Origin of the sequence: Gracilibacillus boraciitolerans JCM 21714, from assembly GCF_000521485.1 — a bacterium.
GTDB classification, from domain to species: domain Bacteria; phylum Bacillota; class Bacilli; order Bacillales; family Amphibacillaceae; genus Gracilibacillus; species Gracilibacillus boraciitolerans.
The window spans coordinates 70,437-92,045 of the sequence record NZ_BAVS01000006.1 but is presented as its reverse complement, the minus strand read 5'-3'; the positions used below and the strand labels follow the sequence as shown (position 1 = coordinate 92,045).

22 protein-coding genes and 2 pseudogenes are annotated in these 21,609 nt (G+C 34.9%); 18 read left to right on the top strand and 6 right to left on the bottom strand.

Annotated elements, in window-relative coordinates; translation table 11 throughout:
* Positions 1-7: 7 nt before the first annotated feature.
* The 3 genes from JCM21714_RS06375 (at position 8) to uvrC (ending at position 2,809) form a co-directional block, all read left to right on the top strand.
* Positions 8-415 carry a DUF350 domain-containing protein gene (locus tag JCM21714_RS06375; RefSeq protein WP_035722762.1) on the top strand — a complete coding sequence of 136 codons (408 nt, stop codon included), beginning with the start codon at positions 8-10 and terminating at the stop codon, positions 413-415.
* Between the two features lie 199 nt (positions 416-614).
* On the top strand, positions 615-929 hold the full coding sequence (trxA, locus tag JCM21714_RS06370) for a thioredoxin (RefSeq protein ID WP_035722761.1): 315 nt from the start codon (positions 615-617) through the stop codon (positions 927-929).
* A 98-nt stretch (positions 930-1,027) separates the two neighbouring features.
* Entirely contained in the window at positions 1,028-2,809 is a 1,782-nt protein-coding gene (uvrC, locus tag JCM21714_RS06365) for an excinuclease ABC subunit UvrC (RefSeq protein ID WP_035722759.1), read from the top strand.
* A 34-nt stretch (positions 2,810-2,843) separates the two neighbouring features.
* Here uvrC and JCM21714_RS06360 read toward each other — a convergent pair whose 3' ends face one another.
* Complete coding sequence (locus JCM21714_RS06360) at positions 2,844-3,275, bottom strand: DUF2507 domain-containing protein (RefSeq protein ID WP_035722757.1); 432 nt, start codon at positions 3,273-3,275, stop codon at positions 2,844-2,846.
* Positions 3,276-3,629: 354 nt separating this feature from the next.
* Here JCM21714_RS06360 and JCM21714_RS06355 point away from each other — a divergent pair, with 354 nt between their 5' ends.
* The 4 genes from JCM21714_RS06355 to JCM21714_RS06340 all read left to right on the top strand — a co-directional run bounded on the left by JCM21714_RS06355 (position 3,630) and on the right by JCM21714_RS06340 (position 7,303).
* Positions 3,630-4,238, top strand: coding sequence for a succinate dehydrogenase cytochrome b558 subunit (locus JCM21714_RS06355; protein ID WP_035722756.1), 609 nt, complete (start codon positions 3,630-3,632; stop codon positions 4,236-4,238).
* 34 nt (positions 4,239-4,272) lie between these two features.
* Positions 4,273-6,036: a succinate dehydrogenase flavoprotein subunit gene (gene sdhA / locus JCM21714_RS06350; RefSeq protein ID WP_035722755.1), complete on the top strand. Its 1,764-nt coding sequence runs from the start codon at positions 4,273-4,275 to the stop codon at positions 6,034-6,036.
* Between the two features lie 17 nt (positions 6,037-6,053).
* The gene (gene sdhB / locus JCM21714_RS06345) at positions 6,054-6,815 is read left to right on the top strand and encodes a succinate dehydrogenase iron-sulfur subunit (RefSeq protein ID WP_035722754.1); all 762 of its coding nucleotides are present in this window, start codon (positions 6,054-6,056) and stop codon (positions 6,813-6,815) included.
* 263 nt (positions 6,816-7,078) lie between these two features.
* On the top strand, positions 7,079-7,303 hold the full coding sequence (locus JCM21714_RS06340) for a helix-turn-helix domain-containing protein (protein ID WP_035722753.1): 225 nt from the start codon (positions 7,079-7,081) through the stop codon (positions 7,301-7,303).
* Positions 7,304-7,895: 592 nt separating this feature from the next.
* Here the strand turns inward: JCM21714_RS06340 and JCM21714_RS06335 are convergent.
* Entirely contained in the window at positions 7,896-8,720 is an 825-nt protein-coding gene (locus JCM21714_RS06335) for a C45 family autoproteolytic acyltransferase/hydrolase (RefSeq protein WP_369403487.1), read from the bottom strand.
* A 279-nt stretch (positions 8,721-8,999) separates the two neighbouring features.
* On the opposite strand from JCM21714_RS06335, the gene JCM21714_RS06330 reads away from it, so the two are divergent.
* Entirely contained in the window at positions 9,000-9,818 is an 819-nt protein-coding gene (locus JCM21714_RS06330) for an STAS domain-containing protein (RefSeq protein WP_035722752.1), read from the top strand.
* Positions 9,819-9,977: 159 nt separating this feature from the next.
* Positions 9,978-10,427 (top strand): YdbT family protein, encoded by a 450-nt coding sequence (locus JCM21714_RS06325; RefSeq protein WP_035722751.1) that lies wholly within the window; start codon positions 9,978-9,980, stop codon positions 10,425-10,427.
* A 36-nt stretch (positions 10,428-10,463) separates the two neighbouring features.
* Here the strand turns inward: JCM21714_RS06325 and JCM21714_RS06320 are convergent, their stop codons facing one another.
* Positions 10,464-10,871, bottom strand: a complete 408-nt coding sequence (locus JCM21714_RS06320; RefSeq protein WP_035722750.1) for a M67 family metallopeptidase — start codon at positions 10,869-10,871, stop codon at positions 10,464-10,466.
* Positions 10,859-11,848 (bottom strand): hypothetical protein, encoded by a 990-nt coding sequence (locus JCM21714_RS06315; RefSeq protein ID WP_035722748.1) that lies wholly within the window; start codon positions 11,846-11,848, stop codon positions 10,859-10,861. The genes JCM21714_RS06320 and JCM21714_RS06315 overlap by 13 nt, the downstream gene beginning before the upstream one ends.
* Before the next feature lie 254 nt (positions 11,849-12,102).
* Here JCM21714_RS06315 and JCM21714_RS06310 point away from each other — a divergent pair, with 254 nt between their 5' ends.
* The 3 genes from JCM21714_RS06310 to JCM21714_RS06300 all read left to right on the top strand — a co-directional run bounded on the left by JCM21714_RS06310 (position 12,103) and on the right by JCM21714_RS06300 (position 14,969).
* Complete coding sequence (locus JCM21714_RS06310) at positions 12,103-12,777, top strand: BMQ_0737 family morphogenetic spore coat protein (RefSeq protein WP_035722746.1); 675 nt, start codon at positions 12,103-12,105, stop codon at positions 12,775-12,777.
* A 76-nt stretch (positions 12,778-12,853) separates the two neighbouring features.
* The gene (locus JCM21714_RS20485) at positions 12,854-13,753 is read left to right on the top strand and encodes a hypothetical protein (RefSeq protein WP_200868436.1); all 900 of its coding nucleotides are present in this window, start codon (positions 12,854-12,856) and stop codon (positions 13,751-13,753) included.
* Positions 13,734-14,969: a surface carbohydrate biosynthesis protein gene (locus JCM21714_RS06300; RefSeq protein ID WP_084040606.1), complete on the top strand. Its 1,236-nt coding sequence runs from the start codon at positions 13,734-13,736 to the stop codon at positions 14,967-14,969. Before JCM21714_RS20485 ends, JCM21714_RS06300 begins: the two co-directional genes overlap by 20 nt.
* 4 nt (positions 14,970-14,973) lie before the next feature.
* Here JCM21714_RS06300 and JCM21714_RS22840 read toward each other — a convergent pair whose 3' ends face one another.
* Both JCM21714_RS22840 and JCM21714_RS06295 read right to left on the bottom strand, forming a co-directional pair.
* On the bottom strand, positions 14,974-15,102 hold the full coding sequence (locus tag JCM21714_RS22840) for a hypothetical protein (protein WP_268748303.1): 129 nt from the start codon (positions 15,100-15,102) through the stop codon (positions 14,974-14,976).
* 103 nt (positions 15,103-15,205) lie between these two features.
* Positions 15,206-15,586, bottom strand: a complete 381-nt coding sequence (locus tag JCM21714_RS06295; protein ID WP_035722742.1) for a hypothetical protein — start codon at positions 15,584-15,586, stop codon at positions 15,206-15,208.
* Between the two features lie 147 nt (positions 15,587-15,733).
* Here JCM21714_RS06295 and JCM21714_RS06290 point away from each other — a divergent pair, with 147 nt between their 5' ends.
* The 6 genes and pseudogenes from JCM21714_RS06290 to JCM21714_RS06265 all read left to right on the top strand — a co-directional run bounded on the left by JCM21714_RS06290 (position 15,734) and on the right by JCM21714_RS06265 (position 21,608).
* Complete coding sequence (locus tag JCM21714_RS06290) at positions 15,734-16,522, top strand: BMQ_0737 family morphogenetic spore coat protein (RefSeq protein WP_035722740.1); 789 nt, start codon at positions 15,734-15,736, stop codon at positions 16,520-16,522.
* 189 nt (positions 16,523-16,711) lie between these two features.
* Positions 16,712-17,685: pseudogene (locus tag JCM21714_RS06285) on the top strand (polysaccharide biosynthesis protein).
* A gap of 14 nt (positions 17,686-17,699) precedes the next feature.
* Positions 17,700-19,184: a CDP-glycerol glycerophosphotransferase family protein gene (locus tag JCM21714_RS06280; protein ID WP_035722738.1), complete on the top strand. Its 1,485-nt coding sequence runs from the start codon at positions 17,700-17,702 to the stop codon at positions 19,182-19,184.
* Positions 19,185-19,197: 13 nt separating this feature from the next.
* Positions 19,198-19,968: a hypothetical protein gene (locus JCM21714_RS06275; RefSeq protein WP_035722735.1), complete on the top strand. Its 771-nt coding sequence runs from the start codon at positions 19,198-19,200 to the stop codon at positions 19,966-19,968.
* Positions 19,872-20,594 carry a CDP-glycerol glycerophosphotransferase family protein gene (locus tag JCM21714_RS06270; RefSeq protein ID WP_035722732.1) on the top strand — a complete coding sequence of 241 codons (723 nt, stop codon included), beginning with the start codon at positions 19,872-19,874 and terminating at the stop codon, positions 20,592-20,594. The genes JCM21714_RS06275 and JCM21714_RS06270 overlap by 97 nt, the downstream gene beginning before the upstream one ends.
* A gap of 68 nt (positions 20,595-20,662) precedes the next feature.
* Positions 20,663-21,608 (top strand): annotated as a pseudogene (locus JCM21714_RS06265) (dTDP-glucose 4,6-dehydratase).
* Position 21,609 lies beyond the last annotated feature (1 nt).

Sequence of the window (21,609 nt, the reverse complement as noted above, 5' to 3'; positions counted from 1 at the left end):
CATCAAAATGTCAGACTTTTGGGGAAATGTTTTTATCGAAACAGCTGCTCGTTATAGTGTTGCTGTGTTGAGTTTAGTCGTCTTCTTAATAATCTTTGAACTTGTAACTTCTTATAAAAACTGGGAAGAAATAAGAAACGGAAATCTTAGTGTTGCCATGGCAACGGGAGGAAAAATATTTGGAATCGCCAATATAATCCGTTATTCGATTGAACATAATGACAGCATACTTGAAAGTATCGTTTGGAGCGGATATGGTTTTCTTTTATTGTTGTTCGGTTATTTTATTTTTGAATTTTTAACACCAACATACCGAATTGATCAGGAAATCGAAAAGGATAATCGTGCCGTAGGTTTTATTTCTTTGGTTATTTCAGTTGGTTTTTCTTACGTTATCGGCTCTAGTATACAGTAGAGGAGTGGCAAGATGAAAACGTTGGCCTATGTATTATTTGCAATTGCACTGATCTTTTTAGTTGTTGGTTTTTATTATATGTTATCTGTATAAAAAGTAAGGCCGATTAAAAAATATCCTTATAAGCAAAGTATTAGGATGATTATTTTGTAGATGTTATACTTAGGAAGAAATCGTAATAATAAAGGAGGAATTCTAAATGGCAATCGTAGCAGCTAACGATGGTACATTCAGTAATGAAACAAGTGAAGGGTTAGTATTAGCAGACTTTTGGGCTACATGGTGTGGACCTTGTAAAATGATTGCACCAGTCCTTGAAGAAATAGATGGTGAAATGAGCGACCAAGTAAAAATCGTAAAACTTGATGTAGATGAAAACCAAGAAACAGCAGGTAAATACGGTGTAATGAGTATTCCAACACTTTTACTTTTCAAAGATGGTGAAGTAGTCGATCAAGTAGTTGGCTACCAACCAAAAGAAGCACTTGTTGAAATCATCAACAAACATGCATAATAGAAAGTGAGAATCCCTTATTACAGCAAATCGTTGTAATAAGGGATTCTTTTCTGCTACATATACTGATAGTGAAAAACAAAGGGGGGGTGAGAGAGATGGGTGATAACATAAAAGAGAAATTAGCAGTATTACCTGCTCAACCTGGTTGTTATTTGATGAAGGATAAACATGGTACGGTAATATATGTAGGGAAGTCTAAAATCTTACGCAATAGAGTTCGCTCTTATTTTATTGGTGCCAATGATCAAAAAACTCAGCGATTGGTCAGGGAAATCCATGATTTTGAGTATATCGTTACTAGTTCTGAAATTGAAGCGCTGATTTTAGAAATGAATTTAATTAAGAAATATGATCCCAAATATAATGTACTGTTAAAAGATGATAAGTCCTATCCCTTTTTGAAAATTACCAATGAACGTCATCCGCGTTTAATTATAACTCGCAAAGTAAAAAAGGATAAGGGAAAATATTTTGGTCCCTATCCGAATGTAATCGCAGCAAGAGAAACAAAAAAGTTATTAGATAGATTATATCCATTACGAAAATGTAATAATCCTAAAGGTCGTCATTGTTTGTATTATCACATGCATCAGTGTTTGGCATGTGCGGAAAATCCCCCAACTAAAGAAGAATATCAAAAAATCACGCAAGAAATTGGCAGTTTTTTGAACGGTGGGCATCGCATGATTAAAAAGAGCCTTACAGAAAAAATGCTGCATGCGTCAGAAAAGCTTAATTTTGAACGAGCAAAAGAATTTCGTGACTTGATTCAGCACATTGAATCAGTAATGGAACAACAGAAAATGACGATGACGGATGAAGTGGATCGGGATGTATTTAATTACACGATTGATAAAGGCTGGATGTGCGTACAAGTATTCTTCATTCGACAAGGAAAATTAATTGAACGAGATGTCTCATTATTTCCCCTTTTTGATGAAGCGCAGGACACCTTCTTAAGTTTTATCGGCAGCTTTTATTTGCACCATCACCATCCAAAGCCAAGGCAGATACTCGTTCCAATTCCAACCAAAGCAGAGCTATTAAAGGAATTGTTAGAAATTGATGTGCATATTCCGATGCGAGGGCGTAAGAAGGAACTCGTTGAATTAGCACAAAAAAATGCCGAAATTGCATTACAGGAAAAATTCAGTTTAATAGAGCGAAATGAAGAACGAACGATTCTTGCAGTGGAAAGTTTAGGAGATATACTTCATATTGAAACGCCGCATCGAATCGAAGCTTTTGATAATTCCAATATTCAAGGGACAGATCCCGTTTCAGCAATGGTAGTTTTTATCGATGGAAAACCAGCTAAAAAAGAATATCGTAAATATAAAATTAAAAATGTGGAAGGTCCGGATGATTATGATACCATGCGGGAAGTTATCAGACGCCGGTATACGAGAGTGTTAAAAGAAGAAGAAGCCTTACCAGATTTAATTGTTATTGATGGCTCTAAGGGACAAATGTCTGCAGCGGTTGACGTATTAGAAAATGAATTAGGCTTAGATATTCCTTTATGTGGTCTGGCAAAAGATGATAAACACCGGACAAGCGAATTGTTATATGGTGATCCACCCGAAGTGGTGAATTTAGACAGAAGATCACAGGAATTTTATTTCATTCAACGTATTCAGGATGAGGTACACCGATTTGCAATAACCTTCCATCGTCAGCTAAGAGGCAAAAGTGCCTTTCATTCTAAGTTAGACGAGATTGATGGTGTTGGGGGGGCACAAAGAAAAAGACTTCTACTAACACATTTTAAATCCATTCGGGAAATTGAAAAAGCATCTGTAGAAGATATTGCACAATTAGGTATTCCGAAGCCGGTAGCAAAAAATATATTAAGTCAATTATTAGAAAAAGAATAATAAAGCCCCTTCCAAAAAAGGAATATGGGGGGCTTTAGTCAAATAATACATGTAATATAACATGATCTTTTTTTATTTCAGCAATCGATTCGCAATCCTTTTCTGAAATCTGATTAATTGTCTCTGCTAAAAATCCAGCTTCTAATTGGAAATCAATTTTCTCTAAAGTCTGTAATCTTGCCTGTATAATGCTACCACTGAGTTCAAAAAGGTATCCCCCCCGTCTTTTTTCTTGTGATAATGCCAGTTCTCCCCCCCAGCCAACATGCTGAAAAAATTCCTGTATTTCTTCTATCGATATACACTCTGCCTGCCGCGCCAATTTTTTTCCCATTACGTATAAAATAAGATCAGATTCCTGACCAAGCATATCTGGTATGCCAATATATCGTATCAAATCATAACCACTACTTGTTGTTTGTAAATTTGCTAATACTGTAGCAATATTCGTCTTTTTTGTAGTCATTTAAAAGTCCCCCCCTTTCTTGCCCTAATCTGTAAAATGTATGATCTATTTATTCTATTATCGCTTTTTTCGACTGTTTCTGCAATCGTTCAAAAGTAACTTTATCCAATTATTTCTGAAATGTATTCGACAACTTTTTATAGAAAAAGCGTTCGTTTTCTTGACGCTTTTTGCTGATAGAAGTACAATAGTTGTGGTACCAATATACGAAATTCTTTGGATGGGACTGCTCGAAAAAAGATCGAAGAGAAAGTGAAACTTTGTTTTGAGTTGTAAAGCGCTTTTTTCTAAATGTTAATTACAGAAGAGTCGTATGTTGTAAATATGAGAAGAACTAGAGGGGGGGGTACAAAAGTGGAGAATAGGGAATTCTTTTATCGCAGGTTACATTCGCTATTGGGAGTAGTGCCAATTGGTATCTTCTTAATTCAGCACTTGGTAGTCAACCATTTTGCTGTTTACGGAGCAGACAGCTTTAATAAAGCGGCACAATTTATGCATGATCTACCGTTTCGCTTAATGCTGGAAATTTTTATTATTTTCCTTCCAATTTTATTTCACGCAGTATTAGGTGTCTATATTGTGTTTGTAGCAAAAAACAATACAAGACGTTATGGATTTTTTCGAAATTGGATGTTTTTCCTGCAACGAATAACAGGTATTATCACGCTGGTCTTTATTGTGTGGCATCTTTGGGAAACACGTGTTCAAATTGGCATGGGAACAGAAGAGTTGGATTATAGCTTAATGGAAAATATTTTAGCGAATCCAGTAATGTTCTGGTTTTATGTAATTGGAGTAGTATCCACTACATTCCATTTTGCCAATGGATTATGGAGCTTTTTTGTAACATGGGGTATTACAGTTACACCACGTTCACAGAAAATTGCTACATATGCAACATTATTAGTATTTTTAGCTGTAACTTATATCGGTGTTCGCGCATTATTCGCGTTCGTTTAATAAAGCAGTAAGAAAGTAAAGGGAGTGAGTATAAATGAGTGATCGCAATATTGTTATTGTGGGTGGTGGACTTGCAGGACTAATGGCCACAATTAAAGCAGCAGAAGCAGGGGGGGTTCATATAGATTTATTATCGATTGTACCTGTTAAACGATCTCACTCTGTTTGTGCACAAGGTGGAATTAATGGTGCAGTAAATACAAAAGGCGAAGGGGGGGATTCTCCTTGGGAACACTTTGATGATACAGTTTACGGTGGAGACTTCTTAGCTAATCAACCACCTGTTAAAGCGATGTGTGATGCTGCACCAGGAATTATTCACATGTTAGACCGTATGGGGGTTATGTTTAACCGTACGGAAGAAGGCTTGCTTGACTTCCGTCGTTTTGGTGGAACACAATATCACCGTACAGCATATGCAGGTGCAACAACAGGGCAACAATTATTATATGCATTAGACGAACAAGTTCGTCGTTATGAAGTGCAAGGGTTAGTAACGAAATATGAAGGTTGGGAATTTATTTCAGCCATTATTGATGATGATAGTGTTGGACGAGGAATTCTTGGCCAAAATGTTAAATCACATGAAATAAAAGCTTTTAAAGCTGATGCAACCATTTTTGCTTCAGGTGGTCCTGGCATTATCTTTGGTAAATCAACTAACTCAGTTATCAATACTGGTTCGGCTGCAGCAGCGCTTTATTTGCAGGGAGCTGTTTATGCAAATGGTGAGTTTATTCAAATTCACCCTACAGCGATTCCAGGAGACGATAAACTTCGCCTTATGAGTGAATCTGCTCGTGGGGGGGAAGGTGGACGAGTATGGACGTATAAAGATGGGGAACCTTGGTATTTCTTAGAAGAGAAATATCCGGCATACGGTAATCTTGTTCCTCGTGATATTGCGACTCGTGAGATCTTTGATATCTGTGTAAATCAAAAGCTTGGAATTAACGGGGAAAACATGGTATATCTTGATCTTTCTCATAAAGATCCAAAAGAATTAGATGTTAAGCTTGGTGGAATTATCGAAATCTACGAGAAATTTGTTGGGGGGGAAGATCCACGTAAAGTACCAATGAAAATTTTCCCTGCTGTACACTATTCAATGGGTGGACTTTGGGTGGATTATGATCAGATGACTAACATCCCAGGAATCTTTGCAGCTGGTGAGTGTGATTATACACAACATGGTGCAAACCGTCTTGGTGCTAATTCACTATTATCATCTATTTATGGTGGTATGGTTGCAGGGCCAAATGCGATTAAATATATAGATGGATTAGAAAAAACAGTTGAAGATGTTCCTTCAGATGTTTTTGATCGTCATTTGAAAGAAGAAGAAGCTAGATTTGAAGAACTATTAAATATGCGTGGTGACGAGAATGCTTATCAAATCCATAAAGAACTTGGAGAATGGATGACAGCTAATGTTACGGTGGTGCGTGAAAATGAAAAACTTCTAAAAACAGATAAAAAAATTGAAGAATTGTTGGAGCGTTGGGAACACATTAATATGGATGATACATCCCGTTGGAACAACTCAGGTGTTATGTTTACTCGTCAATTGAAAAATATGTTGCATTTAGCTCGTGTCATGACTTTAGGCGCATATAATCGTAATGAAAGCCGTGGTGCTCATTATAAACCTGAATTCCCGGAACGTAATGATGAAGAATGGCTCAAAACTACAAAAGCATCATTTGACGTAAGCACCCAATCACCTAAGTTCGAGTACGAAGATGTCGATGTATCTTTAATTGAACCTCGTAAACGTGATTATAGTAAGAAAAAATAAAGGGGGGGTAGCGAGAGATGGCAGAAGAAAAGCTGACAATGATAATAACTCGGCAGGATAGTCCTGATTCTCCTCCCTATGAGGAGACATTCAAGATAAACTATCGTAAAAACATGAATATTATTTCTGCATTAATGGAGACACAAAAAAATCCTGTTAATGCAGAGGGCAAACATGTAGCTCCGATTCAATGGGAATCGAATTGTCTAGAAGAAGTTTGTGGAGCGTGTTCAATGGTCATCAATGATGTACCACGTCAAGCATGTTCGACTTTAGTAGATACTCTGGAGACACCAATACGTGTGGCGCCTATGTCCACATTTCCAGTAGTGCGTGACTTGGTTGTCGATCGCAGTCGTATGTTTGATTCCTTGAAAAAAGTAAAAGCATGGATTCCAATTGATGGTACGCACGATTTGGGACCCGGACCAAGAATGCCAGAGAAAAAACGTCAATGGGCATATGAACTATCAAAATGTATGACATGTGGCGTATGTTTGGAAGCTTGTCCAAATGTTAACAGTAAATCTGATTTCATTGGACCTGCTCCATTATCGCAAGTTCGCTTATTCAATTCTCATCCAACAGGAGAAATGCATAAAAGTGAACGCTTAGAAGCACTAATGGAAGATGGCGGTATTTCAGGTTGTGGTAATTCACAAAACTGTGTGCAGGTTTGTCCTAAAGGTATCCCTTTGACAACTTCTATCGCAGCACTAAACCGTGATACCAATATACAATCATTCAAAAACTTCTTCGGAAGCGATCATGCCTATTAATTAAAGATAAATCCCTTCTCACTAATGAGAAGGGGTTTTCTTTTTAAGGTGAGTAAGTATAAAATCTTTGCCATTCCAGTATTTATACCATGGTAACATATATAACCACTTCAATAATTATAAAATTAAAAAACATCGAAAATGTGTTTGATTTAGACGTTTGTAGAGCACACCTTATCTGCGGTTGACATATTATAAAATTGACTAAGTAATTACCCTCTTATTTCAACGCCCTAAAGTTAGCAAGGAGGGGGGGTTCACATTTGAAAGATAACGAATACAAGCCGAAGCAATTATTAACGAAACGAGAAAGAGAAGTATTTGAGCTATTAGTTCAGGATAAAACAACCAAGGATATCGCCCAAGAACTTTTTATCTCGCAAAAAACAGTAAGAAATCACATCTCAAACGCAATGCAGAAGTTGGGTGTTAAGGGGCGCTCGCAAGCTGTAGTGGAATTATTGCGAATGGGCGAGTTAGAGCTTTAAATGAGGACCAGTTATTTCTATATAGGAATAACTGGTTTTTGTGTTAAGGTAAGAAAATATATAACCATTGGTATCTCAGCATTTAGGTATCCTATTCACGTTTTGAATGTGATATAAATAAAGATATAGTTGACTAGATATGTTGTTTAGTATGAGACCTATCTTGTGCAAGTAAATCCCACTTCCCTTTCCGTGGCGTCTTCCCTTCAGCTAACTTTTCCGAGCACAAACCGCTCAAAAAAGTGGATCTTCAGGGGGGGAAACGAATGCCACAGGAGTGGAAGCGGTGATATTACGGTTTATATAATTCGGAATTTTTACATAATAGTTAGAGCACAGTACCTGTGTTAATAATATGGACCGGGCGGGCTTTCCCGGTTTTTGTGTTAAAAAGCTCACTATATTTTCTCTTCAAAACGTTCTATAATTATTTTGATTGATGCTTTTCCTTAAACCAATCTGCTTTTTCCATACTGAGAAAGGGGATAGTTGTATTTATTTCTCCTCTAATGATGGAAGTCTGAAAATCAATTCCTCTTAACCAATTGCGAAAGTTAAAGACATATGGTTTCTGATTACCGCCGAGTGCAAACTAAACAGTTAAATCAGAAGGAAAAAAGGCTGAGGTGTGAATCGTACCAGCCCAGTTATAATATTGCTGGAAAAATAGACTAGCAGTTGTACTGTTAAAAAGTTGAAATGTTTTTTCCGAAGTTAGAGATGACAGTTCCTTCTCTTGTATCAAATCCATTCTTTTAGTTGAATCCACTAAAAAGTGGCGGTTATCTTTTGTCAAACGTTCAAAATGGTTAGTGCAAGCAATGTTCTCGCGTATTTCTATTCCTCGAGGAAAGGTTTCTACAATTGTTACTAGTGTACTATTTGTATCATAGAGAACATAACTGAACGAACCACGATGTGGTAGTTCTTTTAATAGCTGAACCTCCTCTTCAATATTTTTACATAATTCTAATACTAACCTTCCTATCATGTGACAAACGAAACCATCTCCAGGTTTTTTGCGATTGATAAAAGTATAGCCAAGAGCGAGTCCCTGCTCATTCATTCCATCAGATCTTCCCGTTACCCGTTGGCTACTGCCAATAGTAGCAAGGCCATCATCTGTCGGCTGAGATGCTAGAAAGCTCCCATCATAAGTCTTAGGGTGATAATCATAATTTCTGATCAGAAAACCGTTCCCAGACATAATGGAACATCCTGATTTTGGGATATTTGTTCGATAACCGCCAAACTCTAATAAAATCCTTTCTATCGGCCATTCCAGAGCATCCTTTAACCCCCCCTCAAACTCTTCCCATAGAGATGGAGCTAACGCTTTATATACAGAAATGGTCTGCTTTACATTAATTTTAAATCGTGTTCTCCTCACTTTCCATTGATTGTGTCTATTAGCCACCAGATAATTATTATTTAATTGTGTCCTTTCATTTTTCCATATTCATAGTGGGTTCCGCAAAATTAAATGACATTCGTTGCTGTATTTTTCATTGATAACACCTCAAATAAATTGTTAAGTATCTCCTTCATCATATTTTATAAGTTGATTCATTTCTAATCTAATAATTTTAACATAATTTATTAATTTGTTTTCGTAATTAGAATTCTGGGTATATTATAAATGTAGAGAGAGAAACCATCTATTGTACCTAATAATATATGGAAAGGATAATTTGTTATGATTATAAAAGAAAGACAAAATCTTGAAACTATTTCGAAAAATATAGGTAAACAAAAAGATGAAATTGTAAATGCTATCCCTATACCAGAGTTTAAAGGTGTCGATATCAAAGATTTTTTAATAGAGTGGAGAAGGGAATTAATTGAAGTTTATGCAGAGTCAATTGTTTCAGATAATGATGCCCCAATTGAATCTTTAGAATATTGGAGTGAGAAACTAAGTAACAGGTTGCTAGAGCTCATGCTGCCACTTGATATTGCCTTAGAAGAAATTAGTAATTATCGAGAAACGATAAGTGAAATTATTCTAAAAGAGGCTTTAAATACTGATTTTTCATTAGAGGATTACCATAAAGCAATTGTTAATTTTAATTATATTGTTGATCAGGCAATAAAATTAGTTAGCAAGAAATATATGAAAGACTTTAATGTGACAATTGCAAGAGCAAGATATGCCGTTGACGAATTATCCATTCCTTTAGTGAAAATTACCGATAGTGTCGGGATTATTCCTATTATTGGTGAAATTGATACACATCGTGCGGATCAACTTATGAAAAATGGTTTAAGTCAAGGCAGTGATGAAGATTTAGATTATATTATAATTGATTTATCTGGTGTAAATGCAATTGACACAATGGTTGCTCATCAGCTTTTCAAAGTAATAGAATCATTAGAGTTAATTGGTATTAAACCAATTTTAAGCGGTATTAGACCAGATATTGTACAAACGATGGTTAGTTTAGGAATAAATATGAGTCATGTAAAGACGGTTAGCAGCCTGCAACAAGCACTCAAAAGAATAGGTGTATGTTAAATAAAGTGAATAACCTGAAAACCACTTGATTAGTAAATGATCAAACCTAACTAGCGATTTCTTTTTAGAATATCAGAGTTGAAAATATCTAATTATAGTAAACCAGTTATTTTTTAGAAGGAGTAACTGGTTTACCTCTTTTACAATAGGAGTGATTTTTTGAGCATTACATTTAAATTAGATATTAACTGGAAAAAACGAAGTGGACTTTGGATAATATATGTTCTCTTCTTAATAATCTCTAATGTAATTACAATGGTATATCAACGTAATGTAACGATTAGCTCTTACATCGTTTTTGGCGCATTGACTATTTTATTTGTAGCTTTCGGCGTGTATAAGATATTATATTATTTTAACTTGCATAGAAAAGTCTATGTCGAATTACAAGAAAAACAATTAAGTATTTATAGAGGTAATCTGTTATCACGAAGAACAGTTCCATTTGATCAAATGAAACGCGCTGTGTTAATAAGTAAGATGATTTTGATTAAGTTAAAGACTGATAAAGAAGTACAAATTCACACAGAATGGATCTCAGAAAGGGATAGCCAAGCATTACAAAGAGAGTTAAAAAACAGGCTAGGAGAAAATGCTATTTTTTCCTAGCTGATGAAGTTAGGTATAGAAATTATCCTTATGATTTCATTTCACAAGTGACCAAGAAATGTTTTTAAATTGGGAAGATACCTTTGTATACCACTTTAATTTGGGTTGATCGAATTTGTATGAGACAATTACCATATCTACGCTGTCATCTGGGTGATTTTTAATATCATAGGGAGAAGGAACAGGAGCGGTTGTAGGGTGAGTGTGGAAAATTGCTAATAACTGTTCCTCCTTTTTATACATTTTCTGAAGATTCTGCTGAACAATTTCTTTGGAGACATAATAGCGATGACTTGAGTGTGCTTCATTTACTAAGGGCCAAAATGTTAATACTTTTTTCGACTTTCCGGTAATTAGACCACATGCCTCATTAGGAAGTTTATTTTGTCCTTCCTTAACAATTTCCTGATAAATAACGAAAGGAACTTCGATTATTTTTTCCATATTGATTTGGCTAATAACCAAGTCTTCTTGAATCCACTGGTAGTGTTAGTAGCTTCATGTTCCGTTTCTATTTTATTTTCAGTTTGGCTTGTTTCTGAACTGACCGGTTCATTTTTTTCCTCTACTTCAACTGGAATATTTTCAGTTGGAATTATTTCTGGAACAATCGGTTGATTTTTTTGCACCGCTTCAACTGGTTTATTCTCTATGGAAGGCGACGGGTTGCTTTCTTTTTCTGATTGAGCTACTATAGATGCTTCCTCCATTAGCTGCTCTTCTTTCTTTTCCTTTTTTAGTTTCTCTGTTTTTGTTGTAGTCTTCTTAACAATAATATTCCTATTCCATTCATATTTTGTATTATAAAATGTTTTTCCTTCATTCTGTACAGTAAACATATGTCGTCCTGGATTAGTAGTAACTTGATTAGAATCTGTCACCTTTTGTTGACTTGATGGTGGTGTTTGCTGTTTTTTAGGTGTAGCAGATTTAAGCATTAGTTGAAGTTGGCGATAGTCGCTGTTGCGTTTTCTTATGTGCTGCTTATTTATCTGTTGAAATTTTTGTTTTTGCTCACTGACTTGTTTATTTTCATCATTTAAATCTAGGTTTGTATGTCCGATCACTTGATTAATTTTCTCGAGCAGCTCGTTAACTCTCAATTCTTTAACTTCCCCTTTAATTGTAGTTACATCTTTTTTTAATTGTTGAATAGAATGATGAATGGCATTTATTTGATGGGATATCTTTTGTTCTTTATCTACATAATCTTTAATTTGATTTTGATAGGATTGCTCCATGACTTTCATTTCTCCTTTATTCTTCTGTAATTTCTGCTTAAGCACTTCTAACTCCTGTTTTGTTTCCCAATACGAAATGGAATTTCCAACATTCCTTGATTCTACTACTTTTTTATATACTTCAAGTTCCCGATTCAGTTTTTCAATGTCTTGATAATTATAGAGCTTATATTGATACAATATGATTCACCCTTTTTATCGTTCATTAATATACTATTGATGAAACATTAAATCGTGACACATGCAATTTTTTTGTCGATATATCCGATTGTAGACAAACTCATGCTTAACATCGATTTGCGGCTGCTTTTCCTTATTATGATATTCACCTAACTTACTTAATATCATGATTTTTCCGCTATTTAACTAAAACATTTTGTAGTGTTTGTTCATAGGTTATACAGACAGTAATCTTATTTGGAGGTGTTTGCTCAATGCAAATGGATAATTTAACAGGAGGACAGGAACTTCTGTGTATTAATACCGAGAAGGTTTATGATTGGATTTTAAATGAAGCTACATTTGATCTAAGTTTGTCTGATTTAGATTTACCAGTTAATCCTATTACTGGTGATCAGTTAGAATGTGATGATATTGATTTAAATTCTGTAACATGTGATGTTACTCCTGCAGATGTCGACCCAATAGTCATTTTAGGTCGTGAAAATCAAGTGTTTATTGTAGATGGAGCAGAAGTTACATTACAAATTGTCAACATCCGTAAAAATTTCGAAGTAACTATTTTTGTTAATTTGCTACCAGAACTAGGTGGTAATATTGTAGAAGTTGGTTCTGCAGAGTTCACTCGTTGTGAGCAAGTAATTCTTTGTGCTCCAGAAGGAACAGATATAGATGTCACGTATACAGATTTAGATTGCTTTGTATGTACTGCATCATGTGACGCTGGAACAACTACAGAAGTAGATGAATTAGATGTAACGGTAACCGTTCGTCTTTGTCAAAGCATTCAATCTACTTTTGATGTAACACTAGAACTTGTTGCAGATTTCTGTCAACCACGTGATATCTTACCATTCCCACCATGCCCGGCACCATCAATGCCGGCACAATGCCCTGTCGTTTTTCCTGCTAACGGGAATAACGGATAAACTGTCAACATAGGGATAAAGAGAGGAGAATTCCTCTCTTTCTTTTTTATAGCACACAAAATTGGAGGTGTGACGAGTGGTGAATCAACAACGGCTTCAAAAACAGATAAAGAACTGGCAGGATGAAAGTACAGTTTATTTAAATGAGATGAAAGATTTAATTAAAAACATAGAGGAAACCAAACAATTAATTGTTATTTGTTATTTTACAACTTCGTATCAACTTTCACATCAAGTGGACCGTGTCAATTATGGAATTGGCTCCTTTCATATTCAAAACCTGGGAACGCAATCATTAATGAATCCACATATCGGTATCAAAATTACCGCTAACATCGATTTTAATTTGTCGGGCAAGTATTTATATCCAAACTCTAAAAAAACGGTTCGATTATCGAATGCATGGGAACGAATTAATGAAGCAACTGATAAAAAGGAAATATGGTTAAAGCCTACACAAAAAGAATCCGTCGATCCTGGAGAAATACTGACATTTTCTAATTTTCAATTAAAATGGGAACCAACTTCTACTTATGCAGGTACGATACAAGGTTTTACATATGGTAATGAGTTACCAGACGGTATCCATGCGTTAAATCAAATTAACCTTAACGGTACTATAACAGATCGTGAAGAGGAGGAACAGACAGATGAAAAAAATAGAGATCATTCATCTTTTCAAATGAATCAGCTTATACAACAATATATGAAAGAATCTTTAGAACGAATCACGCAAGAAGACCAATCAAATAGAAATAATAGTTTTGTCTATCTGGAGAATGATACATTACATTTATTAATATTGTATTTACTTATGAAAACAGAAAATGTCGATAATGGCATTAATAATAATGAAAACTTTGTAGAGTTATCGGAAGTGTTAGATAGGTATATGGAAGATAATCGCCTTGCATTTGTTGAAGTAATCGACCTGTTAAGAAATAGGACGAAAGGAAATGATGCAGATGACAAGTAATAGATGGATTTATATTCCAATTGAAGTAAAAGTACGTGAATTAGATGCGAAATTGCTACTCTCCTATTATGCGATTCAGCAAGGCTATCAGGTAATAATTGGGGGGGATCATCCAATGGTAACAGAATTGACTACGCATTTTCCTAATGGTATTTTCTTTGCGAAGGGAGGTCCTAAAGGGTTTAGAAAAAGAACGATAACAAGAGCGATAGAGAATGGACAATCTATTGTAGAATTAGATGAAGAAGGATTATTGATCGAAAAATTTAAATATATCAGGGATCGAATGCGAAAAGACATGTTACAATACATCGTTCAGGAATATTGCTGGGGGGGTGAGCATCAAAAACAGATTATCTCAAGTGCATATCCGGATATGGCTAAGAAGTGCCAAGTCGTTGGTAATCCCAGATTAGATTTATTAACAGCTAAATATCGTGAAATTTATCGGGAGGAAGCTAGTACGATTCAAAAAAACTATCAGGATTTTATTTTAGTCAATACAAGATTTCCTTTATATAATGGTGCGAAAGGAATAAAAGATAATGTGTATGTGGAACCAATTAAAAAGTTGTATCTAGCTTTTGAAGAAATGATCGAAGAAACGGCTAAAGAGTTCCCTTATTTAAATATTGTTATTCGTCCACACCCAGGTGAAAATATCAGGTCTTATCAACAAACATTTAAACAGCTTCAAAATGTTCATGTTATACACGAGGGTTCTATAATTAAATGGTTACTTGCAGCAAAAGTAATTATCCATAATGGTTGTACATCCGGAATGGAAGCTTTTTTATTAGATAAACCAGTGATTGCCTTTCTTCCTTTTGCTGAAACAAATAATTCCTTGCCAAATCAACTTGGAATACAAGTTAAGAATATTGCCACTCTCCATCAAGCAATCCTCAATATATCAAATTATAATATGGTGAAGAAAACACCTGGAAGCTTGTATCATTATTGCTGTTGGGAGAATGATAGCCATTCGTTTGAGCGTATTCTCCAATTATGTAATCGTATTTCGTTACCATCACCACCTACTAAATTATCCGTACCACGTAATATAAAGATTCAAAAACAAAAAAGGAAATTTTCCCTCGTTGAAAATGAAATAATGGCGTTTTATCATAAATTAGATCTGATTGAACAGAGATCATTCCAACGCCATATAGAAAGAGTTGCCCAGAATGTATATCGAGTAAAGGCTGGCAACTAACCAATTATTTTAAACAACAGCCGCCTTTACTCCGTCTGATTGGCTTTTTCTTAATTGCCGAAGTAATGATAATAGGTTCATCTGAGGTTTTCAAAGAATTCGCTACTTTAGTAATTATTTGCTTTGCTTTCACAACTATCATCTCCTTTATCTTTCTTGCTATAGTATAGTCAGCAAATATAAATCGGTATAGACGAATGAAGTTGATTTGTGAAAACGAGGCTTTACTTTGTATATTATGGACGACGATACTTTGATTTAATCGATGTGATTTCGACCTTAGTGGGAGTGAATTTATTTGTTGGGTTGCGAATCGTTTCATTTTGTTTTACGGATTGCAACATCTTTTGTAATTGCCGAAATTCGGATGGACGTCTAGATAAATTCTTTGGAAGAGATTGTTTTAATTGTTCTATATCTTGTTTTTGTGTATAAATATCTTGTTTCATATTTTTAAATTGCTCTTCGCTATTTTCAATAAATACATGTAATTTTTCGATTAAAGTATTTAACCTTAATTTTCCCACCTCATTTTTAATCAATTGTACTTCTTGTTGTAATTCAGATACAATTCCTGTCAGATTGTCGATATCCAGCTCTGATTTTTCTTCCCTCATTATCTCATCTCCTTTTAAAGACTACTGCCTAATATTAACCTATGTTTATCGTGCTGAATGGTGAGAATCAGTAAGTATTTTTAACGTTTTTCTTTTCCGTTCATAGGCTAATAAGGAATTGAAGTTAAATGGAGGTGTGTAATAATAATGACATTAGAAAAACAAACTAGAAGACAAGAACTTCTTTGTATTAATACAGAAAAAGTGTATGATTGGATTCTTAATGAAGCGACATTCGAATTAATGGTAGATGGCTTAGAATTACCTGTTAATCCTGTTACAGGTGTCCAATTAGAGTGTGATGATATTGATCAGAGTGCTGTTACATGCACAGTTACCCCAGCTGAAGTCGATCCAATTATAGTGTTAGATCGAGAAGATCAAGAATTTATAATAGATGGGGGGGAAGAAATCAAACTACAAATTATAAATATACGTAAAAATTTTGATGTTAATGTTTTTGTCCCATTAATTGCTGAACTTGGAGGACGCATGATTGAAGTTGGTTCAGCCTTTTTTACTAAATGTGAGCAAGTGATTTTATGTGCGCCTGATGGGACTGATATTGATGTAACTTACACAGACTTGGACTGTTTTGTATGTGCGGTTAATTGTGATATGGGATCAAGTACAGAAATTGATGAGTTAAATGTGACAGTTTCTGTAAAAATATGTCAAAGCATTCAATCAACATTTGATGTTACATTAGAACTTGTAGCAGATTTATGTCAACCACGTGATATCTTACCATTCCCGCCCTGCCCACCACCAATAATGCCAGCACAATGCCCAGTCATTTTTCCTGTTAGCGATCCATGTATACCAGAAAAGCCTATTGGAAAGTTTCCCTTCAAACTAGAACTAAATCAGCCAATAGATATCGAAGTAGAATTACAGAACGATGAAGAAGAAAACGGGCAGGAAGGAGAGGAGTAGTCCTCTCCTTCCTGCCCGTTTTATCGGTAACCATCCTAGAAGTAAGACATATTACATTGTCTGTTTGATGTGTAAAGGAAAAAATGGGTTTTTTTCATAGGCTGCGGTCGTTAACTGTTCTATGTTTTAACTATATACATATACAGTATAACCAGAAAAAATTGCGTAGATAGGAAAGAGGGAGCCGCTGTGTTTTTTAAAGATAAAACGATATTAGTGATCGGAGGTACCGGGACAATCGGTACAAGCGTGGTTAAAGAAATATTAAACGATAATCCAAAAAAATCAAAATATTTAGTCGTGATGAACATAAACAACATCAAGTTCGCGAAAGGTTTCATCATCATTCCGTTTTACAATTTCTTATCGGCGATATTCGTGATTTAAATAGGCTAGAAGAAGTCATGAGAGATGTAGATTTTGTTTTCCATTTGGCGGCAATGAAACGTGTGGATGCATGTGAAGAAAATCCACTAGAAGCAGTGGAAACAAATATTATAGGTAGTTCAAATATTAGAAGTGCAGCTATTAAAAATAATGTAAAAAAAGTTATATTTACTAGCTCAGACAAGGCAATATCTCCAACTAATACCTATGGAGCAACGAAATTGATTGCTGAACGGCTACTAGCTGCACCATCTTCAAGTGCTACTACATTTGTGAGTGTCCGCTTTGGAAATGTGATGGGATCTCGAGGATCTGTTATTCCTCTTTTTCAAGAACAAATCAAAACCAATCAATTAATTACTATTACAGATCCTGAAATGACAAGATTTATGATGACTTTGTCACAAGCTACCAGTTTGACTTTACAGGCATTAAAGGAGTCAAAAGGCGGAGAAGTATTTGTCTTGAAAATGCCAGTCATACGCTTAGGAGATTTAGCGGATCTATTAATACAACAATCAGGACTTTCCATTTCTACTGAACTTATTGGCCTAAAGCCTGGTGAAAAAATGTATGAAGAGCTAATGACATACGATGAATCCCAACATGCATGGGAGTTGGATGATATGTTCGTGATTCCATCTGATTCTAAGAGTTTATATTCTGATTCCAAAAAAGTGAAGCGAGGAACATACCGATCTAACGATCAAGAAGTGGTAACGAAACATCAATTACATCAATTGTTGCTAGAAGCAGGATTACTTGATAAAAGGTAAAGAAGGAGGAAATCATGGATACATTTTTGGAAAATTATTGGTCATTGTATATGGATTTTCTTCGTGACTTTGCATCATTAACGTTTGGTGGATTTTCTTTAGTTTATTTCTGTCATCTTCCAAGTTATGTCCTGCGAAATCCAGTTCTTTTGAATGATTTAGAAAACGAATCCTATATCAACATTATGAAAAGAAAAGCATCTTCATCAAAGGATATTCAAGAAATGTTTCAGATATTTACAGAAAAGCATCGAGTAGCACCATTTAAGAAGGATGGTAAGGTAGTAATTACAGTAGATAAATTGTTGCGTTTTCCTAAATCAAACAATCATCAGCAATTTTCATCACAAGATACAGTTATATTAACAAATGGGACATCCAAAAAAAATCAAAAAATAAATCGTTCAACAAAACCTAAAAATAAGACACAACTTATCAATACTGCGGTGATAAAAATTAAAAAGAGAAATAATCCTTCTATTATTAAAAATATGTCTATCTATTATTTAGGTGACTTTAGCATTAATGTTGAAACACAAATCAAACAAGTACAACAACAAGCAAGAAAAATACTCTCGCAGAAAGAGAATCATCCCCCCCTTTATCAGAAACCAGCGTTTCAAAAATGGTTACAGCTTACTATAGCATCTGTGATCACTTATATAGAGATAACTAACCGATTACTCAAGAAAGTTAGTATTTCTTGTTTTGTTGTATCAACCACCCACAGTTTTATAAATCGTATTTTAGCGGTAGTAGGTTCCACGCAAGGAATACCAACGATATGCATGCAACACGGCATTATATCGAGTGAATTGGGATATATTCCTAAAATTGCAACTGTTGATGCTGTTTATGGACAGTTTGAAAAAGACTGGTACCAAAATCTTGGAGTCGATCCAACTGCATTAGAGATTGTAGGTCATCCTCGTTTCGATCAAATATATAGTCCTGCTAAAGTCGATCAACCAACATTTATTAAAAAGTTAGGACTTAGAAAATACAGAAAAACAATTATGATAGCTGTGCGTGGAAAAGAGGATATTAATCAATGGCGCAAGTTTATTCAAGTACTAAATAATAAACAAAAATGTAACATAATCATCAAAAATTATCCAAGTTCCCAACCGCACCCACTTACAAAGGAATTTACCAATGTATATGCAATAAAAGGATATACAATTTATGATATCTTTCCACATGTTGATGCTGTGATTACCTATTCCTCAACCGTTGGATTAGAAGCGATGCTATCAGAACGAGTGGTATTCATTTTAGATAAAAATTTTAAAGGGAAAACAGGTTACTTTCAGAATCTACAACCACTTATACAACAAGATCCTCTTGTATTAGCGGAGCAAGTAATTGCCTTTTTGACCAAAACCTCTTATAGAAACTATGCCGAAAAAAAACGTTCTCAGTTCTTGAGTTATGCTTATCCAAGCAATAAAAGGTCTTTCGATCGGTTAAAACAATTGATTAAACGTCTTACGAATTAGAAAGGAGGACAAAATGAATACCTATACAACAAATTATTGGTCTTTATACCTTGATTTCATTGAAGATTTTAAAGAAGTTATTTATCGTGGTTACCGATTATCTTACCTCGTTCATTTTCCAAGTATCATTCGTCCTCATGGTTCACTGTGGAAGGAAATAGCCCAACCAGATTTTACTAAAAGGCTTACTTCACGTGTTACTAATCGAAATCAAATACAACAGCTGTTTAGCAATTACTTAGACACAATTAAAGTGCCCTTTTTGTCACGAAAAGCTCCTGTTGCTATATTAGATGATCCATTGATCCGGATACCAATGACGATCATAACAAAGTATTTTAATAGGACCCATTTGATAACAATAAAAACCTATAAATATCCACAAGATAAAGCTACAAAAAATCAAATTTATCTTCAAGATTACAGAACAAATACAATGCAAGCAAAAGTGAAAATTCAAAAACAAATAGATACGATTTTAAAGCGGTTTTCAAGCCATTATGTTTATCAGGACCTATCCGTTCGCCATATGTTAAAGCACAAGATTGCATTTGTTATTAATCAAATAGACATGGCAGAACAACTGATTAAAAAGATCTCACTATCTACAATTATTATTTCGAGTCCAAATCATTTTGGCAGAGTAATGGCATTTGTTGCTGCCAAAAAGGGATTCCTACCATTTGTATGCAACACGGCATTCTTGGTAATGAATTTGGATTCTTACCAAAGCTTGCTACTATTGATGCAGTCTATGGTCAATTTGAAAAAGATTGGTATGTAGCAAACGGAGCTTCAGCAGAATCGATTCGAGTAATCGGTCATCCACGATTTGATCAAGCATTAGAGAAAACGACATTAACTAGAAATCAATTTTTAAAGAGACTAAACTTAGATAAACAAAAGAAAATATTATTACTGATTGTAAGAGGCAATCGATTTGCGAAGAAATGGCAATTGTTGATTAAGCAAATAAAGAAACTGTTAGATATTAATATTATAATACGTGATTTTCCTAATGATCATAAACATGTATTGCAACTGAAATATCCATTTATTCGTTCCACAAACAAGTTAACACTTTACGAGATTTTACAACATGTAGATGTAGTTGTATCTTACGCCTCGACAGTGGTATTAGAAGCAATGTTAGTTGGGAAACCTGTTTTTGTCTTGCAGACGACCTTACCAAGTTATACAGGATATTATGATCAATTAACTCCTTTTGTCCAAAAAGATCCTACTAAGCTTGCATCACTAATTCATCTATATTTCATCAATGCCAAGTGGCGAAATATCGCAGAAAAAAAGCGACAAAAATTTATATCATATGCTTATCCAGATCAAAGTTCATCTGGTCAACGTTTATTAAATTTAGTTGAAGAATTATCGAAGGGAGCAAAGAAATGAAAAAATCATTAAAAGAAATTGACGAATTACACATTAAGAATTTTTAAAAAGAAGAGAGGATGATACCTGTGAAAATTCTTGTAACGGGTGGTACCGGTTTTATCGGAAGATGGGTAGTAGAAAAACTGTTAAAGGATAAGCATGATGTATGGGTAGTCGATGATTTGTCAAATGGTCGTTTAGAGAATCTTGAAACACTTACAGATAATGAAAATTTTCAAGAGTTTGTGTCTGGAGATATTAAGGATAAAGCTTGTTTGGCTACTCTTTTTGAAAATAATTTTGATATATGTTACCACCTTGCAGCAAGTATTAACGTTCAAGACAGCATTGAACAACCGCAAACAACATTCGCGAATGATGTAATTGGAACGTTTCATTTACTTGAAGAATGTCGCAAACATCGTGTGAAGATGGTCTTTATGAGTACATGTATGGTCTATGAAAAAGCAAGTGAACTTACGGGTATTTCAGAAGGTTATCCGGTAAAACCAGCAAGTCCTTACGCAGGCTCCAAATTAGCGGCTGAAAACATGGTATTATCGTATTTCCATGCCTATCAACTTCCAGTAACAGTGATTCGTCCATTTAATACGTATGGTCCGTTTCAAAAGACGGGAGGAGAAGGTGGAGTCGTGGCTGTGTTTTTGAAGAATAAATTAAGTGGAAATACTCTATCGATTTATGGAGATGGAACCCAAACTAGAGATTTATTATATGTCGAAGATTGTGCGCGATTCGTGGTGGAGTCAGGATACTCGGAGCGAGCGAACGGTGAAATTATTAATGCGGGGGTTTGGTAAAGATATTAGCATTAATGACTTGGCGGAAATGATTGTAAAAGACAAAACACGAATACGACATATACCACATATTCACCCTCAAAGTGAAATCCCGAAATTGTTATGTAACTATCAAAAGGCAAAAGATATGCTAGGATGGCAACCTGTATTTAGTTTAGAAGAAGGCTTACAGAAAACCGAACAATGGATTAAATCAACAAATCTTATTTAGA

Coding starts and splice junctions, on each gene's coding strand:
- JCM21714_RS06375 (WP_035722762.1), top strand. CDS start 8: ATGTCAGACTTTTGGGGAAATGTTTTTATCGAAACAGCTGCTCGTTAT.
- trxA (WP_035722761.1), top strand. CDS start 615: ATGGCAATCGTAGCAGCTAACGATGGTACATTCAGTAATGAAACAAGT.
- uvrC (WP_035722759.1), top strand. CDS start 1,028: ATGGGTGATAACATAAAAGAGAAATTAGCAGTATTACCTGCTCAACCT.
- JCM21714_RS06360 (WP_035722757.1), bottom strand. CDS start 3,275: ATGACTACAAAAAAGACGAATATTGCTACAGTATTAGCAAATTTACAA.
- sdhA (WP_035722755.1), top strand. CDS start 4,273: ATGAGTGATCGCAATATTGTTATTGTGGGTGGTGGACTTGCAGGACTA.
- sdhB (WP_035722754.1), top strand. CDS start 6,054: ATGGCAGAAGAAAAGCTGACAATGATAATAACTCGGCAGGATAGTCCT.
- JCM21714_RS06330 (WP_035722752.1), top strand. CDS start 9,000: ATGATTATAAAAGAAAGACAAAATCTTGAAACTATTTCGAAAAATATA.
- JCM21714_RS06320 (WP_035722750.1), bottom strand. CDS start 10,871: ATGGAAAAAATAATCGAAGTTCCTTTCGTTATTTATCAGGAAATTGTT.
- JCM21714_RS06310 (WP_035722746.1), top strand. CDS start 12,103: ATGCAAATGGATAATTTAACAGGAGGACAGGAACTTCTGTGTATTAAT.
- JCM21714_RS06300 (WP_084040606.1), top strand. CDS start 13,734: ATGATGCAGATGACAAGTAATAGATGGATTTATATTCCAATTGAAGTA.
- JCM21714_RS06295 (WP_035722742.1), bottom strand. CDS start 15,586: ATGAGGGAAGAAAAATCAGAGCTGGATATCGACAATCTGACAGGAATT.
- JCM21714_RS06290 (WP_035722740.1), top strand. CDS start 15,734: ATGACATTAGAAAAACAAACTAGAAGACAAGAACTTCTTTGTATTAAT.
- JCM21714_RS06280 (WP_035722738.1), top strand. CDS start 17,700: ATGGATACATTTTTGGAAAATTATTGGTCATTGTATATGGATTTTCTT.
- JCM21714_RS06275 (WP_035722735.1), top strand. CDS start 19,198: ATGAATACCTATACAACAAATTATTGGTCTTTATACCTTGATTTCATT.
- JCM21714_RS06270 (WP_035722732.1), top strand. CDS start 19,872: ATGCAACACGGCATTCTTGGTAATGAATTTGGATTCTTACCAAAGCTT.